Consider the following 16,381-nt stretch of genomic DNA (forward strand, 5'->3'; position numbering starts at 1 on the left):
ACCGATCGTTCGGTTACTCTAACTCTGTCCGCGTTCCCCTGCCCAGCTCATCGAGGAGTTGGTCTTTCATGCAGCTGACCGAGACCCACCGGCCGACGCTCGACCGGGCCCTCGAAGCGATTCGCTCACGGGAGTACTGGTCGCCCCACTCCGAGCACCCGAAGGCCTATGGCGAGACCGGTGCGGCCGACGGCCTCGCGGCGTACCAGGCCCTGCTCGGCACCCGCTTCGAGCTCGACCAACCCGGCACCGACGGCTGGACCGGCGGCGAGGTCTCGCCGTACGGCCCGGAGCTGGGCATCGAGTATCCGCACCCGGACATCGAGGTCCTGTTGCCCGCGATGCGCGCGGGCATGGCGGCCTGGCGCGAGGCGGGTCCCGAGACGCGCGCCCTGGTCTGCCTGGAGATCCTGGCGCGGATCAGCGCCCGCACCCATGAGTTCGCCCATGCCGTCATGCACACGAGCGGCCAGGCCTTCATGATGGCGTTCCAGGCAGGCGGCCCGCACGCCCAGGACCGCGGCCTGGAGGCGGTGGCGTATGCCTACGAAGAGCAGACGCGCACGCCGCAGAGCGCCGACTGGTCCAAGCCCCAGGGCAAGCGTGACCCCCTGGAGCTGCGGAAGGTCTTCACGGCCGCGCCGCGCGGGATCGCGCTGCTGATCGGCTGCAACACCTTCCCGACGTGGAACGGGTATCCGGGTCTGTTCGCCTCGCTGGCCACCGGCAACCCCGTCCTGGTCAAGCCGCACCCGCGCGCCGTCCTCCCGCTGGCGCTGACGGTCCGGGTCGCCCGCGAGGTGCTGAGCGAGGCGGGCTTCGACCCGAATCTGGTGGCGCTGGCCGCCGAGAGCCCGGGCGAGGGCATCGCCAAGACGCTCGCCGTCCGCCCCGAGATCAGGATCATCGACTACACCGGGTCCACCGCCTTCGGTGACTGGCTGGAGGCGAATGCCCGCCAGGCCCAGGTCTACACGGAGAAGGCCGGCGTCAACACGGTGGTGATCGACTCCACCGGCGACTACAAGGGAATGCTGTCCAATCTGGCCTTCTCCCTGTCTCTGTACAGCGGCCAGATGTGCACCACCCCGCAGAACCTCCTGATCCCGCGGGACGGAATCACCACGGACGCCGGGCCGAAGTCGTACGACGAGGTGGTCGCCGACCTCGCCGCCTCCGTGAGTGGTCTCCTCGGCGACGACGCGCGGGCCAATGCGCTGCTGGGTGCCCTGGTCAACCCCGACGTGCGGGCCAGGCTGGACGCGGCGGCCGCTCTGGGCGAGGTTGCTCTGCCCTCGCGCGAGGTCGTCAATCCGGACTTCCCGGACGCCGTGGTGCGTACGCCGGTGATCGTGAAGCTGGACGGGGCCCGAAAGTACTGGGAGGGGGCCGACGAAGAGGCGTCCTTCATGTCCGAGTGCTTCGGCCCGGTCTCGTTCGCGGTCGCGGTCGACTCGACGACCGACGCGCTGGATCTGCTGCGCCGCACGGTGCGCGAGAAGGGCGCGATGACGGTCGGTGCGTACACGACCTCGACGGAGGCCGAGCGGGCCGTCGAGGAGGTCTGTCTGGAGGAGTCGGCCCAGCTCTCGCTGAATCTGACGGGCGGGGTCTATGTGAACCAGACGGCGGCCTTCTCCGACTTCCACGGCTCGGGTGGCAATCCGGCGGCGAACGCGGCGCTGTGTGACGGCGCCTTCGTCTCGAACCGCTTCCGCATGGTGGAGATCCGCCGCCAGGCCTGACACGCGACGGACGGCGGTCCGGCCCGCTCCCCAACCGGGGGCGGGCCGGGCACCCGCCCCCGGTGGCCTTACGGCGCCGGGGGGACGTCCGCGTACCGCTGGATCCAGGCATGCATGGCGATCGCGGCGGCGGCACCCGCGTTGATCGAGCGGGTGGAGCCGAACTGGGCGATCGAGCACACCATGGCCGTGTGCTCACGCGCCTCCTCGGTGAGCCCAGGCCCCTCCTGCCCGAAGAGCAGGACGCAGCGCCGCGGCAGCACGGTCCGCTCCAGCGGTACGGCGCCCGGCAGATTGTCGATCCCGATGATCGGCAGGTCCTCGGCCGCCGCCCAGGCGGTCAGCGACTCCGTGTCCGCGTGGTGGCGCACGTGCTGGTACCGGTCGGTGACCATCGCACCGCGCCGGTTCCAGCGGCGCCGCCCCACGATATGGATCTCCTTCGCCAGGAAGGCGTTGGCGGTGCGGACCACGGAGCCGATGTTGAAGTCGTGGCCCCAGTTCTCCACGGCCACGTGGAAGTCATGACGCCGGGTGTCCAGATCGGCGACGATCGCCTCCCGCGTCCAGTACCGGTACCGGTCGACGACATTGCGCCGGTCCCCGAGGGCGAGCAGCTCGGGGTCGTACGACGCCCCTTCCGGCCAGGGGCGCGGATGGGGCCCGACACCTATCTCGGGGCCGTAGCCGTCGTCGTACTGGACGGGTTCGTGGGTCTCGGTGCTCACCCGACGAGAGTACGGGGGGCCTGCTCCTCGGGCGTACCTCGCTGCTCGGGGATCGGTACCGGTCGGGCGAGGACACGCTCCCGCGCCCGCGTCGCCCAGCCGCCGAGCCGGCGCAGGAAGGACGTCGGCAGGAAGACCGCGTCCGCGGCGATCATCGCGAGCGAGAAGAAGGGCAGACCGAGCAGCAGGGCGATCCCGGCGTGCTCCAGCATCATCGCCACCAGCAGGACGTTCTTGACCTTGCGGTTGAACAGCGTGAACGGGAACGCCACCTGGACGATGACCGTGCCGTACGTCACCAGCATCACGATCACGCCGCTGCCCGCGAGAATGTCGGAGAGCGCGGGCCAGGGCGTGAAGTAGTCGAGTTTGAGCGGGTAGTACAGGGCGCTGCCGTCCTGCCAGCGCGAACCCTGGATCTTGTACCAGCCGGCGGTGGCGTAGATCAGACAGACCTCGGCCATGATCACGACGAGCGCGGCGTTGTGGCTGAGATTGGCGAGAACGTCGAGCAGTGTGCGCGGCTCGCTGTCCGGTGCGTAGCGATTCACCGCCCACCACACCCCGTGGAAGATCCACAGCGCCCAGAACAGGAGCGGAAGCCACCATTCCCCGCCGATCCGGCCCATGACCGTGCCGACGAGGAGCAGCACGCCCAGGACCGACCAGAGGGCGGGGCCGGACCAGTTCCGGGTCCGGCTCCCCGTACGGCCGGGCTCGGCGTCGCGCCGCGCCCGCCGGGCGTCGAGGGACCACACCTGACCACAGCGGGTGAACACCAGGTAGATCGCCATCAGGTGGATCACGTTGTCGCCGCCGTCGCCCATGAAGATGGAGCGGTTCTGCAGCGACAGCACGCCGATCATGAAAAGGACCGACATGGCGCGGGTGTGCTTGCCGAGCATGAGCAGCGCGCTGGAGAGCAGGGCCAGGCCATAGACGATCTCGAACCAGACGACGCTGTCGGACCACATCAGCGCGGTGAAGGCGTGGTTGTTGGCGATCAGCTGCTGGGCCATGTCCCAGCCCCACGGCCCTTCGGGTCCGTAGAGCTCATGCCGGTGCGGGAACTCGCGCAGCAGGAAGAGCAGCCAGGTGGCGGAGAAGCCGATGCGGACGACAGCGCTCTGGTACGGGCCGAGGGCGGTGGAGGTCACACGCTGGATGGCGGTCGCCAGCCTGCGGTCGAGGGTCTGGTTCATCGGCCCGCCTCCGTGCTGCTCTCATCGGCCGTTCCTGCGTTCCGCACGTCGAGGGGCAGATCGGCCGAGGTCACCGTCCACCAGGGGAGCACGCGGTGGAACGGCCGGGTGTCCGTCCGCTCCTTGCTCCACACCGGTGCCTTGACCGAGCGGGTGGCGGACCGGAGCTGGATGCGCTCGACGTGTCCACCGAGGTCACGGTCCTCCAGCCGCATCATCACGATGCGCCGGACGTACCGCTCGGAGAGCTGGCCGCGCAGCCCGTTGGACTTGTTGTCGTCGGTGTGCGAGTTGGCGTAGAAGTCCCAGCCCCGGCGCAGCTCGTTCTGGTCGACGTGGCTCGGGAGGGGATTGCCGCGGATCGCGTCACCGTCCTCGGCCGAGAGATCGATCCAGTCGGTGGTGCTGCGGACACCGTCCGGGCCGACGATCTCGGCCCGCACCTGGACCGCGATGTTCTGCTGCAGCGGGTTGGGGGCGAAGAGCTTCCAGTTCTGCTCGAACTCGGGATAGATCCATTCGTCGACCCCCTTGCCGTGCTGCTTGGTCACGGTGTTGGAGGGCGCCACGTGCAGAAACACCATGGCCAGATGGATGCAGGCGAAGAGACCGACGAGTGCGAGGGCGACCGCGGCCACGACCTGGTAGGGGAGGGAGAGGCTCGCTATCCCGCCGCCGGCGGGCCGGCCGGGCGGCTCGCTCGCGCCGGCCGCCTCGGTACGGGGCTCGGCCTCGGCCGACCCGTCCGACCCGCCCGCTTCGCGTATCCCGCCCGGCACGGCGGGCGGAGCCGCCTCGGCGCGCGCGGCGCCTTCGCCGTCGTAGGAGTCCATCCCGCCCCGATCCCCAGAGTCCCCTGCGGTTATCCACAGGGTTGACACCATACGGGCCGCCGACTCACCATTGAAGTCATTCAACCGAACGATCGGTCGGTAGGGGGCCCGATGACGGCAGTGACTGCAGAGACGACTGCGGCTACGACGCACCAGGCGCGATTCGACGCTGCCGTGGCCGCCGACGAGCGCATCGAGCCGCGCGACTGGATGCCCGACGACTACCGTGCGTCGCTGATCCGCCAGATGGCGCAGCACGCGCACAGCGAGATCATCGGCATGCAGCCCGAGGCGAACTGGATCACCCGCGCGCCTTCCTTGCGCCGCAAGGCCATCCTGATGGCCAAGGTGCAGGACGAGGCGGGCCACGGCCTGTATCTCTACAGCGCGACGGAAACACTGGGAGCCGGCCGGGACGAGCTGCTCGACAAGCTCCACTCGGGTCGCCAGAAGTACTCGTCGATCTTCAACTACCCGACGCTGACCTGGGCCGACGTCGGCGCGATCGGCTGGCTGGTGGACGGGGCCGCGATCACCAACCAGGTGCCGCTGTGCCGCTGCTCCTACGGTCCGTACGCCCGCGCGATGGTCCGGATCTGCAAGGAGGAGTCCTTCCACCAGCGTCAGGGGTACGAGCTGCTGCTGGCGCTCTCCCAGGGCACCCCGGCCCAGCACGAGATGGCGCAGGACGCGGTGGACCGCTGGTGGTGGCCGTCCCTGATGATGTTCGGCCCTCCGGACGACGCCTCGGCCCACTCGGCCCAGTCCATGGCCTGGAAGATCAAGCGCCATTCGAACGACGAGCTGCGCCAGCGCTTCGTCGACATCTGCGTCCCGCAGGCGGAAGCCCTCGGCCTCACTCTGCCGGACCCGGACCTCCGCTGGAACGAGGAGCGGGGACACCACGACTTCGGCGCGATCGACTGGGACGAGTTCCGGCAGGTCCTGAAGGGCAACGGGCCGTGCAACGAACAGCGGATCGGCCAGCGGCGCAAGGCCCACGAGGAAGGCGCCTGGGTGCGTGAGGCGGCCGCGGCCTACGCCGCCAGGACCGCGTCGAAGAAGTCGGCGGCGTCGGACGGGTCGGGCGAGAAGCGCGACGAGGCACAGGTGGAGGCGACGGCATGAGCAGCTCGACGGACTGGCCGCTGTGGGAGGTGTTCGTGCGCTCGCGCCGCGGGCTGTCCCACACCCACGCGGGTAGCCTGCACGCGCCGGACGCCGAGATGGCGCTGCGCAACGCCCGCGATCTGTACACCCGGCGCAATGAGGGCGTCTCCATCTGGGTGGTGCCGTCCACGGCGATCACCGCCTCGTCCCCGGACGAGAAGGACCCGTTCTTCGAGCCGTCCGCGGACAAGCCCTACCGGCACCCGACCTTCTACGAGATCCCGGAAGGGGTGAAGCACCTGTGACCGCCGCACTCGCGCTGGGCGACGACGCGCTGGTGCTCTCGCACCGGCTGGGGGAGTGGGCCGGGCACGCCCCGGTCCTGGAGGAGGAGGTCGCGCTGGCCAACATCGCGCTCGACCTGCTGGGACAGGCCAGGACGCTCCTCTCCCTCGTCGGCGACGAGGACGAGCTGGCGTATCTCCGCGAGGAGCGGGCTTTCCGGAACCTTCAGCTGGTGGAGCAGCCGAACGGCGACTTCGCGCACACCATCGCCCGCCAGCTCTACTTCTCCACGTTCCAGCGGCTGCTGTTCGGACAACTGGCGACGGACGGCGGCGAGTTCGCGGGACTGGCGGCGAAGGCGGTCAAGGAAGTCGCCTACCACCAGGACCACGCCGAGCAGTGGACCCTGCGGCTGGGCGACGGTACGGCAGAGAGCCATGAGCGGATGCAGCGCGCCTGTGACGCACTGTGGCGGTTCACCGGAGAGATGTTCCAGCCGGTCGAAGGCCTGGACGTGGACTGGGAGGCGCTTTCGTCGGGCTGGCTGGAGTCGGTGACGGCGGTGCTGGAGCGCGCCACCCTGACCGTGCCGGACACGGCGGACACCGGCGCCTGGTCGGCCGGTGCCGGGCGCCAGGGGCTGCACACGGAGTCGTTCGGGCGGATGCTGGCCGAGATGCAGCATCTGCACCGGAGCCACCCGGGGGCGTCATGGTGACCGACACGGTGCTGGAGGCCGAGCTGCGCCGGCTGGCGGGATCCGTGCCCGATCCGGAGCTGCCGGTGCTGACGCTGGAGGAGCTCGGAGTGCTCCGCGGCGTGCAGATCCTCGCCCCGGGCAAGGTCGAGGTCGAGCTGACCCCCACCTACACCGGCTGCCCCGCCATCGAGGCGATGACCTCGGACATCGAGCGGGTGCTGCACGAGCACGGCATACCGGAGGTCTCGGTGGTCAAGGTGCTCTCCCCGGCCTGGTCCACGGACGACATCAGCGCCGACGGCAGACGCAAGCTCGAGGAGTTCGGGATAGCGCCACCGCGGCCGGGCGCCATGGACGGGCCGGTGCCGCTCACGCTCACCGTCCGCTGCCCGCACTGCGGCTCCACGGACACGGAGCTGCTGAGCCGGTTCTCCTCCACCGCGTGCAAGGCGCTGCGCCGCTGTGCGACCTGCCGCGAACCGTTCGACCACTTCAAGGAGTTGTAGATGTTCCATCCGCTCCGGGTCAGCGAGGTCGAACGGCTCACGGACGACTCTGTGGCCGTCACCCTCACGGTCCCCGCAGAGCTGCGGGAGGCCTTCCGCCATACGCCGGGCCAGCACATCGCGCTGCGCCGCACGGGTGCGAACGGCGAGGAGATCCGGCGTACGTACTCGATCTGCTCCCCGGCCGCCCTCACCGGTGAGGATCCCGTGCTGCGCGTGGGCATCCGACTGGTCGACGGCGGCGAGTTCTCGACGTACGCCCTCAAGGAGCTCTCGGTCGGGGACACGGTCGAGGTCATGCAGCCGATGGGCCGGTTCGTCCTGGAGCCACGCGCCGGGCATTTCGCGGCGATCGTCGGCGGCAGTGGTATCACGCCGGTGCTGTCGATCGCGGCGACCCTGCTGGCTCGGCAGCCGGAGGCCCGGTTCTGTCTGATCCGCAGCGACCGCACGGCGGCCTCGACGATGTTCCTGGAAGAGGTGGCCGACCTCAAGGACCGCTATCCGGACCGCTTTCAGCTGGTCACCGTGCTGTCCCGGGAGGAGCAGCAGGCGGGGCTTCCGTCGGGACGGCTCGACCAGGAGCGGCTGACGGCGCTGCTGCCGGCGCTGCTCCCGGTGCCCGAGGTGGACGGCTGGTTCCTGTGCGGGCCGTTCGGGCTGGTCCAGGGTGCGGAGCGGACTCTGCGCGGGCTGGGCGTCGGCCGGAGCCGCATCCATGAGGAGATCTTCCATGTCGACGAGGCCCCTGCCCCGGCTCCGGTCGCGGCACCCGAGCACAGCAGGCTGACGGCGACATTGGACGGCCGCTCCGGCTCCTGGCCGGTGCAGGAGGGCGAGTCGCTGCTGGAGACGGTGCTGCGGGCCCGCTCCGACGCGCCGTACGCCTGCAAGGGCGGGGTCTGCGGCACGTGCCGGGCGTTCCTGGTCTCGGGCGAGGTCCGGATGGACCGCAACTTCGCCCTGGAGCAGGAGGAGACCGAAGCCGGCTATGTGCTGGCCTGCCAGTCCCGTCCCATGACGTCCGACGTGGAGCTCGACTTCGACCGCTGACGGCCCGTTCCTTTTCACCGGCTCCTGCTCTATCTTGACGGTCCGTCAGATATCTGGTGCCGGGCACCGGATGACGGACGACAGGACCGTGGACCGGAACCGGTGCGTGGGAGGACTGGGCTGTGGACTTCACCTTCACCGAGGAACAGCAGGCGGCCGTCGAGGCGGCGAAGGCGGTCTTCTCGGGCGTCGCGCCCGACGGGGTGCCGAGCCCCGCGCTCACCCCGGGTGCGGTGGCCGACGACATCGACCGGGCCCTGTGGGCCAGGCTCGCCGAGGCCGATCTGCTCAGCCTCGTGATCGGCCCCGAGCACGACGGGGCGGGGCTGGATCCCATCGCGCTCTGTCTCGTGCTGCGTGAATCGGCGAAGGTGCTGGCCCGGGTTCCGCTGCTGGAGACCAGCGCCGTCGCGATGACCTTGCAGCGTCATGGCGGCGCCGAGCTGGCCTCCCGGCTCCTCCCGCGGATCGGCCGCGGCGAGTTGGTGCTGACGGCCGCCGCCAACGGCCGCACCGGCCACGACCCGGCCGAACTCGCCGTCACCGCCATCCGTGAGCCCGGTGACGCCACCGCCTGGACCCTCGACGGGGTCCAGACCGGCGTGCCATGGGCGCAGATCGCGGACGTCATCGCCGTGCCCGCGCATGCCGAGGACGGCCGCGCCGTGCTCGCTCTGGTCGCCCGAGACCGGGACGGGGTCGCCCTGGCCGAGCAGGTGTCCACCAGTGGCGAGCTGTTCGCCGAGGTCCGGCTGGACGCCGTGCGGATCGACGACAGCGAGATGATCGACGCCGAGGGCGCCTGGGAATGGCTGCGGGAACTGCTCGCGACCGGTACGTGTGCGCTCGCCCTCGGCCTCGGCGAGCGCGTGCTGGCGATGACGAGTGAATACACCGGAAAGCGCGAGCAGTTCGGCTTTCCCGTCGCCACCTTCCAGGCCGTGGCCGTACAGGCCGCCGACCGCTTCATCGATCTGCGTGCCATGGAAGCCACCCTCTGGCAGGCCGCGTGGAGGCTCACCGCCTCCGAGAAGCGGGGCGGTGCGGCGAGTGGGGCGCTGCCGCTGTCCGGCGATGTGGCGGTCGCGAAGATCTGGGCGTCCGAAGGCGTCCGCCGGGTCGTCCAGACCGCACAGCATCTGCACGGCGGTTTCGGCGCGGACACCGACTACCCACTGCACCGGTATCACGCCTGGGCCAAGCAGCTCGAACTGTCCCTCGGCCCGGCCGCGGCCCATGAGGAGGCCCTGGGCGATCTGCTCGCCACCCACCCCCTCGGCTGAAGGACCAGGTGGATCGACCTAGAGGACGAAAGCCGGGGTCCCGTTGTCCGTGGTCATCGGGCGCCCGGCGGAGTCCCAGGCCTGCATCCCGCCGTCGATGTTCACGGCGTCGATGCCCTGCTGGACCAGGTACTGGGTGACCTGGGCGGACCGGCCACCGACCCGGCACATCACATAGGCACGGCGCCCTGCGGACACGGCTTCGGTGACCTCACCGAAGCGGGCCACGAAGTCGCTCATCGGAATGTGCAGTGCGCCCTCGACATGACCGGCCGCCCACTCGTCGTCCTCCCGGACATCGAGCACCAGACCGTCGGCAGGCACGGACGCGACGTCCACCGAGGGCAGCGGGGCGAAATTCATGACTCTGGCCTTCTCTCGTACCGGCGTCTCGTGGCCTCGTGCCCGCGCCGGCGACACGGAACGGACGAGGAACCTCCTGAAAACCTACTGCACCATGGCGGCCAGCTCGGCCTCGCGCTCCGAGACCTGCGCCAGCAACTGCTCGGCGATCTCCTCCAGCAGCCGGTCCGGGTCGTCCGGCGCCATCCGCAGCATCGCGCCGATCGCGCTCTCCTCCAGATCCTGGGCGACCACCGTCAGCAGTTCCTTGCGCCGCGCGAGCCAATCGAGGCGGGCGTAGAGCTCCTCGGCCTCGCCGAGCCGTGGCTCCTCAGGCACGGGACCGGCCTCCCACTCCCGCGTCAGCTCCCGCAGCATGGACTCGTCCCCGCGCCCGTACGCGACGTTCACCCGGGTGATGAACTCCTCGCGCCGCTCCCGCTCCTCGTCGTCCTGCGCAAGATCCGGGTGGGCCTTGCGGGCCAGCTCGCGGTAGAGCTTGCGCGCCTCGTCCGTGGGCCGAACCCGCTTAGGGGGCTGCACGGCCCGATCGGTCAGCATCGCCGCGGCCTCGGGCGAGAGGCCGTCGGAGTCGATCCAGCTGTGGAAGAGCTCCTCGACGCCGGGCATCGGCATCACCATGGCCCGGGCCTCCTGCGCCTTGCGCAGATCCTCCGGGTCACCGCTCCGGGCCGCGCGCGCCTCGGCGATCTGGGCGTCCAGCTCATCGAGACGGGAGTACATCGGACCGAGCTTCTGGTGATGCAGCCGGGAGAAGTTCTCCACCTCGACCCGGAAGGTCTCGACCGCGATCTCGAACTCGATCAGTGCCTGCTCGGCCGCGCGCACGGCCTTCTCCAGCCGGTCCTCGGGCCGCTCGGCATCCGCCGCGTCCTGCCCACTCCCGGCACCCGGAGCACCCTCGGGGGCCGGCTCGTCCTCGGTGGCCGGCCCGTCCTCGTTGCCCTGCACGTTCTGCTCGTCCACGCGGTGGTCGTCCTGCTCGTCGTCGTTCGGGGCGGCCGAGCCCCCGGGAGCGTCCTGGGTCACCCGCCCAGCGTATGGCAGAGCCCCGTCCGCCCCGACGGGCGGACGGGCCCGGGATCCCGTCACACCCCCAGCTCGGCGGCTATCCGTCCGTTCCGGACCGCCGCCACCAGCTCGGCATGGTCCGCCTCCGTACGGTCCGCGTACAGCACCGCGAAGCCGGCCACGGCCTCGTCCAGCTCCTCGTTCTTGCCGCAGTAGCCGGCGACCAGCCGGGGATCGACGCTGTGAGCGTGCGCCCTGGCCAGCAGCGCGCCGGTCATGCGCGCGTAGTCGTCCACCTGGTCGGCCGCGAGGGCCGCCGGGTCCACGCTGCCCTTGCGGTTCCTGAACTGCCGCACCTGGAAGGGCCTGCCCTCGACCGTCGTCCAGCCGAGCAGGAGGTCGCTGACCACCTGCATCCGCTTCTGTCCCTGCACGACGCGCTGTCCTTCGTGCGCCACCTCGGGCACGTCGAAGCCCGCGGCCGACAGATGGGGCAGCAGAGCGGACGCGCGCGCCTCCTTCACCTGGAGCACGAGCGGCTCGCCGCGATGGTCTATCAGCAGCACCACGTACGACCGTGTCCCCACGCTTCCGGTGCCGACCACCCGGAACGCCACATCGTGGATCGCGTACCGCGCGAGCAGCGGCAGCCGGTCCTCCGAGAGCGTCTCCAGATATCCGCCCAGCGAGCCGGCCACGGAGGCGGCCTCCGCGTCGGGCACCCGTCGCAGCACCGGAGGGGCGTCCACGAAGCGCCGGCCACCGTCCGGGCCGGCCTCGGTCGACTTGGCGGCGAACCGCGCGCTCGTGTTGCTCCTGGCCTTCTCCGAGACCCGCTCCAGCGTGCCGAGCAGGTCCCGGGCGTCGGTGTGCGAGACGAGTTCCTCGTCCGCGATCGCGTTCCACGCGTCGAGGACCGGGAGCTTGGCCAGCAGCCGCATGGTCCGCCGGTACGCCCCGGCCACGTCGAAGGCCGCCTTGCGGCAGGTGTCCTCGTCGGCGCCCGCCTCCCGCCCGGCGAGCACGATCGAGGCGGCCAGCCGCTTGAGGTCCCACTCCCACGGGCCGGTCACGGTCTCGTCGAAGTCGTTCAGATCGATCACGAGACGGCCTCGGGCGTCGCCGTACAGCCCGAAGTTCGCCGCATGCGCGTCGCCGCAGATCTGGGCCGTGATGCCGGTGACCGGCGTGCCCACCAGGTCGTGGGCCATCAGCCCGGCTGCTCCGCGCAGAAAGGCGAAGGGCGTGGCGGCCATCCTTCCCACCCGGATCGGCGCGAGCTCGGGGACCCGGCCATGGCTGGACTCCTCCACGGCCCGCAGCGCGTCCGGCCTTTCGGAGGCGACCACGATCGAGTCGTGCGACGAGCGCGGCACCTGGCCCCGCAGCGCCTTGCCCGCCTGCTTCGGGGAGTCCGGCACACCACCCGGCACGCGCCGGGCGAATCCGGAGACCTCCGGCACCCGCGCCTCTCCCGGGACCGTCCGCTGGACCGGCACCACCGCTTCGGCCTCACCCATGGCGGGACCGCCTCCCCCGTCGTCGCACAACATCAACTGCCCAAGACCGTACCGGCACGCCCGCCTGCCGTCTCCCCCTGTGGATAACCCTCGGAATCGACCGCTCCGCCGAGACGGGCAAGCGAGCTGCCGCGTCAAGGAAGCTGCCGCGTCAAGGTAGCCGCCGCATCAGGCGAGCTGCCGCGTCAAGGAAGCCGCCGCGTCAGGGGAGCCGCCGGTCCATCGGAACGGGCACGACGCCGACGCGCCGCCGGAACGGGCACAGAGCCGACGCGCCCAGGCCCAGCGCGCACGAACGTGTCTCGGACCGGATCAGCAGGCGCGGCCCCCGGGCACTCCGCCCGGCAAGTGTGTCTCCGCCCACTGCCCCAGTTCCTTGAGGGCGGGTTCCAGCGCCGCACCGGCCTCCGTGAGCCGGTAGGCCACACGCAGCGGCGGCCCTTCGTCGACCTCGCGTACGACGAGTCCGGCCGCGGCGAGTTCGGTCAGCCGGTCGGAGAGCATGCGCTCGCTGATGCCCGGGATCGCCCGTCGCAGTTCGGCGAAGTAGACGGGCCGCTGCATCAGCACGGACACGATGAGCCCGGTCCAGCGCTTCCCGAACAGCTCGAAGACGCGCGTGATACCTCCGTCGACCTGTCTGCACGCGTGCTCGTCGTGGTCCGCCATGGCTCCAGACTACTGCCCACACGTGAGGGGATGAAAAAAAGTAAGCACCTGTGTTATTTGTAGTTACGAACGGAACTATCGGCAGGCAGGGGTTTCCTCCCCGCCGCCCCACGCCACCCATTTCTGGAGAGCACCATGGCCACGCTGCTGCACATCGATTCCGCCGTCTTCCCGCAGGGCTCCGCCTCGCGCGAGGTCACCAGCACCTTTGTGAAGACCTGGCTGGAGGAGCACCCGGAGGGCAAGGTCGTCTACCGGGATCTGGCCGCGAACCCGCTGCCCCACCTGGACTTCGCCGCGGTCTCCGCCGGCGCGCAGAACACGCTCCGGGCCGAGCTGGCCGGCGAGCTGGCGGCGGCCGACGCCGTGCTGATCGGCGCCCCCATGTACAACTTCACGATCCCCTCCACGCTGAAGGCATGGCTGGACCAGGTGATCATCGTGGGCCACAACGCGGGCAGCCAGGACGGGCCGGTGGCGAGCATCCCCTTCACCGTGGTCGCCAGCCGTGGTGGCTCCTACGCTCCCGGCACCCCGCGTGCGGACTTCGAGTTCGTCCAGAACTACATGGAGAAGGTGCTCGGCGGGATGTTCGGCGCCAGCGTCGACTTCATCGTTCCCGAGCTGACGCTGGCGCCCAGCAAGCCCGAGATGGCGGAGCTCGTACCCCTTGCCGAGGCCTCCCGCTCCAAGGCGTTCGAGGACGCGGTGCGGAAGGCCAAGGATCTGGCGGCGCGGCTCGCCGCGTAACGGCCCCGGTGGGCGGCTCGGCCGAGGCGGCCGAGCCGTCGCCGACCTCCGAGCCGCCGCCGACCTCCGAGCCGCGCCGGTGCTCGGACCTACAGCCCCGCGTCCCGAGCCAGCAGCGCCGCCTGCACCCGGTTCTCGCAGTCCAGCTTGGACAGGATCCGGCTCACGTACGTCTTCACGGTGGCCTCGCTCATGTGCAGCCGGCGCCCCGCGTCCGCGTTCGACAGCCCCTCACCGAGCAGCGCCAGTACGTCACGCTCCCGGGTGCTCAACGCGGCGACCCTCGCCCTGGCCTCCTCGTCGCGCACCGCGGCCCTCCCCGAGACCAGCTGGTCCACGACATGACGCGTGGCGGCCGGCGAGAGATAGGCGTTCCCGGCGGCGGCCGCCCGCACGGCCCGGATCAGCTCCGCGGGAGCGGTGTCCTTCAGCAGGAATCCCGCGCCGCCGTGCTCCAGCGCCCGCAGTACGTTCTCGCGCTCGCCGAAGGTCGTGAGCACGATCACCCGTGCCGCCGGTACCGCCCGGCGCAGTTCGGGCAGGGCGGTGAGCCCGTCCATGACCGGCATCTGGATGTCGAGCAGCACCACGTCCGCACCGTGGGAGCGGGCGAGTTCGACGGCCTCGCGGCCGTTGGCGCCCTCCGCCACCACTTCGATCTCCTGGTCGGAAGTGAGGATCATCCGGATCCCGGCCCGGATCAACGGCTCGTCGTCGGCGATCACGACCCTGATCGGCGAACCGGTCACGGTGCCCCCTCTGCTTCCCCCAGCGCCTGGACTAGCGCTTGACCTCATAGGACTTCTTCTCGACCAGCTTGCCGTCCTCGAAGCAGAACCGGAACACCGGTTCCGTCTCCCAGCTCTCCCCCAGTTCGGAGGACAGCAGCACGAGGCATCGCGACCCCTTCGGTTGCTCCGGCCCCTTGTCGTGCAGCCCCGCGGTCGCGATCGTCTCGCCGCTCGGCAGCTGATCGCGTACTTCCTTCTCCGTCATGCCGACCTCGATCGCCTCGTACTCGGCGGGCTCGATCATGCCCTTGTCCATGGACCCGACCATGAAGAACATCCCGAAGAGAGCCGCCGCCCCCAGCAGTGCGACCGCGGCCACCGCGATGCCGCACCCCACGGCGACACCACCGGCCCCGCTGCCGCGGGCACCGGCGCCCATCGCCCACTCGCGCTCGCCCTCCCGGACGCTCCAGTCCATGACAGGAAGTCCGTTCCCGGCGGGGGCACCCGGCGACCGCCGCCGGACGTCGACCGCCACGTCACCGGAGGACCTGACCTCGGCGAAGGAGGACTCCGTGTACGGCACGGCCTCCACGACGCCGTACGGCAGGACGCCGGCGACCCGGAAGCCTCCCTCGGAAGCCGCGCCGGCATGCACCATGCCGCCGACGAGCCGGGCGCGCTCGTACAGACCCGTCAGGCCCTGCCCGCCGCTGACGACCTCACCTCCGGTGCCCACGGCCGCGCCGTTGACGATCTCGACGATGAGGGAATCGGGTTCGTACCGCAGTTCCACGGTGATCGGTGCCCCGGGCGCGTGCTTGAAGGCATTGGTCAGCGCCTCCTGGGCGATGCGGTACGCCGCGTGGTCGGCTGCCGCGGCGAGTGGTCTGGCCTCTCCCGAGTGCCGCAGCTCCACCATGCTGCCGGCGGCCTTGGCCGACTCGACCAGATCCGCGATGCCCGCCGTCCCTCGCGCGGCCCGCCCCGACTCGTCCACGGACTCGGGGGCCGGCGCCTCCACGCCGTCCCTGAGGATGCCGACGACCTCCCGCAACTCATGCATCGCGCTCACCGAGGCCTCCCGCAGCACCCCGACCGCCTCCCGCTGGCGCGTGGTGAGCTCGCGGTCGACCTCCAGCGCCCCCGTGTGCACCGAAATGAGGGCCAGTTGGTGCCCGAGGCTGTCATGCATGTCCTGGGCGATCCGCTGCCGCTCCCGCAGCCGGGCCTGCCCGGCCACCATGGCGCGTTCCCGCAGCAGTTGGCCGTTGCGTTCCTGGAGGGTGCGCAGCAGCGTCCGCCGCTGCGTCCAGTAGCGACTGGCCAGACCGGGCATGACCGTCATCGCCAGGTAGAGGAGGGTGGTGAACAGCACGAGGCTCACCGAGGGCTCCGACGACCAGACCTCGACGAGCGTGAAGGCGACGCAGAGCACATACGCGCCGATGAAGGCGCCCACGGCTCGTCTCGCTCCGGTGATCCGGTGCCCTGCCGACCATCCGACGACCAGCAGCAGCGGAAGGAACCCGTTGCCCACCGGCGCCAGTGCGGCGGTCACCGTCAGCACGGTCGCCGGCAGTCGCCGTCGCATCAGCGACAGGACGGCGATCGTGACCGCCTCGCCGAGCACCAACGGCCCGGGCGCCGCCAGCAACTGGCCGAGAGCTGCTCCCATGAGCCCCAGCACCAGCGCGACGACCATCTCGCCCGCCAGCCTTCGCCGGGACCACAACTCCGGCGCGGCCACCCACTGCCAGCCCGCCCGTACTCCGGTCCGTATCCCCCATGACGCGTCCACGACCGCACCTTAGGCAGCCGGCGCTCCCGCCACTGCCCACTTTCGTCGCACGACCGCACGACAAAGGTCGCGGCCGGACGCACTCGGTCAC

17 protein-coding genes are annotated in these 16,381 nt (G+C 70.7%); 8 read left to right on the forward strand and 9 right to left on the reverse strand.

Going from position 1 to position 16,381, the window contains the following annotated elements; all coding sequences use genetic code 11:
• The first annotated feature begins 68 nt into the window (after positions 1-68).
• Positions 69-1,745, forward strand: coding sequence for a phenylacetic acid degradation protein PaaN (paaN, locus tag ACIQMR_RS06350; RefSeq protein ID WP_401383549.1), 1,677 nt, complete (start codon positions 69-71; stop codon positions 1,743-1,745).
• A gap of 68 nt (positions 1,746-1,813) precedes the next feature.
• Here the strand turns inward: paaN and ACIQMR_RS06355 are convergent, their stop codons facing one another.
• From ACIQMR_RS06355 to ACIQMR_RS06365, 3 genes are read right to left on the reverse strand one after another with little or no spacing between them, the layout of a single operon-like run.
• Complete coding sequence (locus ACIQMR_RS06355; RefSeq protein WP_401383552.1) at positions 1,814-2,473, reverse strand: TrmH family RNA methyltransferase; 660 nt, start codon at positions 2,471-2,473, stop codon at positions 1,814-1,816.
• Complete coding sequence (locus ACIQMR_RS06360; RefSeq protein ID WP_401383555.1) at positions 2,470-3,675, reverse strand: HTTM domain-containing protein; 1,206 nt, start codon at positions 3,673-3,675, stop codon at positions 2,470-2,472. Before ACIQMR_RS06360 ends, ACIQMR_RS06355 begins: the two co-directional genes overlap by 4 nt.
• Entirely contained in the window at positions 3,672-4,508 is an 837-nt protein-coding gene (locus tag ACIQMR_RS06365) for a DUF5819 family protein (RefSeq protein ID WP_401383558.1), read from the reverse strand. The genes ACIQMR_RS06360 and ACIQMR_RS06365 overlap by 4 nt, the downstream gene beginning before the upstream one ends.
• A 111-nt stretch (positions 4,509-4,619) precedes the next feature.
• Between ACIQMR_RS06365 and paaA the strand changes: the two genes are divergently transcribed.
• The 6 genes from paaA (at position 4,620) to ACIQMR_RS06395 (ending at position 9,445) form a co-directional block, all read left to right on the forward strand.
• A complete protein-coding gene (gene paaA / locus ACIQMR_RS06370; protein WP_401383561.1) occupies positions 4,620-5,636 on the forward strand; it encodes a 1,2-phenylacetyl-CoA epoxidase subunit PaaA in 1,017 nt (338 codons plus the stop codon).
• A complete protein-coding gene (paaB, locus tag ACIQMR_RS06375; protein WP_266380441.1) occupies positions 5,633-5,923 on the forward strand; it encodes a 1,2-phenylacetyl-CoA epoxidase subunit PaaB in 291 nt (96 codons plus the stop codon). The genes paaA and paaB overlap by 4 nt, the downstream gene beginning before the upstream one ends.
• Complete coding sequence (gene paaC / locus ACIQMR_RS06380) at positions 5,920-6,621, forward strand: 1,2-phenylacetyl-CoA epoxidase subunit PaaC (RefSeq protein WP_401383564.1); 702 nt, start codon at positions 5,920-5,922, stop codon at positions 6,619-6,621. Before paaB ends, paaC begins: the two co-directional genes overlap by 4 nt.
• Positions 6,615-7,109, forward strand: a complete 495-nt coding sequence (gene paaD, locus ACIQMR_RS06385; protein ID WP_401383567.1) for a 1,2-phenylacetyl-CoA epoxidase subunit PaaD — start codon at positions 6,615-6,617, stop codon at positions 7,107-7,109. Before paaC ends, paaD begins: the two co-directional genes overlap by 7 nt.
• Complete coding sequence (locus tag ACIQMR_RS06390; protein WP_401383569.1) at positions 7,110-8,162, forward strand: 2Fe-2S iron-sulfur cluster-binding protein; 1,053 nt, start codon at positions 7,110-7,112, stop codon at positions 8,160-8,162.
• 122 nt (positions 8,163-8,284) lie between these two features.
• On the forward strand, positions 8,285-9,445 hold the full coding sequence (locus tag ACIQMR_RS06395) for an acyl-CoA dehydrogenase family protein (protein WP_401383571.1): 1,161 nt from the start codon (positions 8,285-8,287) through the stop codon (positions 9,443-9,445).
• Positions 9,446-9,463: 18 nt separating this feature from the next.
• On the opposite strand, the gene ACIQMR_RS06400 is transcribed toward ACIQMR_RS06395, so the two are convergent.
• From ACIQMR_RS06400 to ACIQMR_RS06415, 4 genes are all read right to left on the reverse strand, one after another.
• Positions 9,464-9,808, reverse strand: a complete 345-nt coding sequence (locus ACIQMR_RS06400) for a rhodanese-like domain-containing protein (protein ID WP_401383574.1) — start codon at positions 9,806-9,808, stop codon at positions 9,464-9,466.
• An 84-nt stretch (positions 9,809-9,892) separates the two neighbouring features.
• Positions 9,893-10,837: a hypothetical protein gene (locus ACIQMR_RS06405; RefSeq protein ID WP_401383577.1), complete on the reverse strand. Its 945-nt coding sequence runs from the start codon at positions 10,835-10,837 to the stop codon at positions 9,893-9,895.
• A gap of 59 nt (positions 10,838-10,896) precedes the next feature.
• Positions 10,897-12,339: a DUF2252 domain-containing protein gene (locus tag ACIQMR_RS06410; RefSeq protein ID WP_401383579.1), complete on the reverse strand. Its 1,443-nt coding sequence runs from the start codon at positions 12,337-12,339 to the stop codon at positions 10,897-10,899.
• A gap of 312 nt (positions 12,340-12,651) precedes the next feature.
• Positions 12,652-13,008 carry a helix-turn-helix domain-containing protein gene (locus ACIQMR_RS06415; protein ID WP_266380410.1) on the reverse strand — a complete coding sequence of 119 codons (357 nt, stop codon included), beginning with the start codon at positions 13,006-13,008 and terminating at the stop codon, positions 12,652-12,654.
• 135 nt (positions 13,009-13,143) lie between these two features.
• On the opposite strand from ACIQMR_RS06415, the gene ACIQMR_RS06420 reads away from it, so the two are divergent.
• The gene (locus tag ACIQMR_RS06420; protein WP_401383583.1) at positions 13,144-13,758 is read left to right on the forward strand and encodes an FMN-dependent NADH-azoreductase; all 615 of its coding nucleotides are present in this window, start codon (positions 13,144-13,146) and stop codon (positions 13,756-13,758) included.
• Positions 13,759-13,847: 89 nt separating this feature from the next.
• Here ACIQMR_RS06420 and ACIQMR_RS06425 read toward each other — a convergent pair whose 3' ends face one another.
• Positions 13,848-14,507, reverse strand: coding sequence for a response regulator (locus tag ACIQMR_RS06425; protein ID WP_401383586.1), 660 nt, complete (start codon positions 14,505-14,507; stop codon positions 13,848-13,850).
• 31 nt (positions 14,508-14,538) lie between these two features.
• The gene (locus ACIQMR_RS06430; protein WP_401383589.1) at positions 14,539-16,290 is read right to left on the reverse strand and encodes a histidine kinase; all 1,752 of its coding nucleotides are present in this window, start codon (positions 16,288-16,290) and stop codon (positions 14,539-14,541) included.
• Positions 16,291-16,381 lie beyond the last annotated feature (91 nt).

The organism is Streptomyces sp. NPDC091376 (genome assembly GCF_044757085.1).
GTDB lineage: Bacteria > Actinomycetota > Actinomycetes > Streptomycetales > Streptomycetaceae > Streptomyces > Streptomyces pratisoli.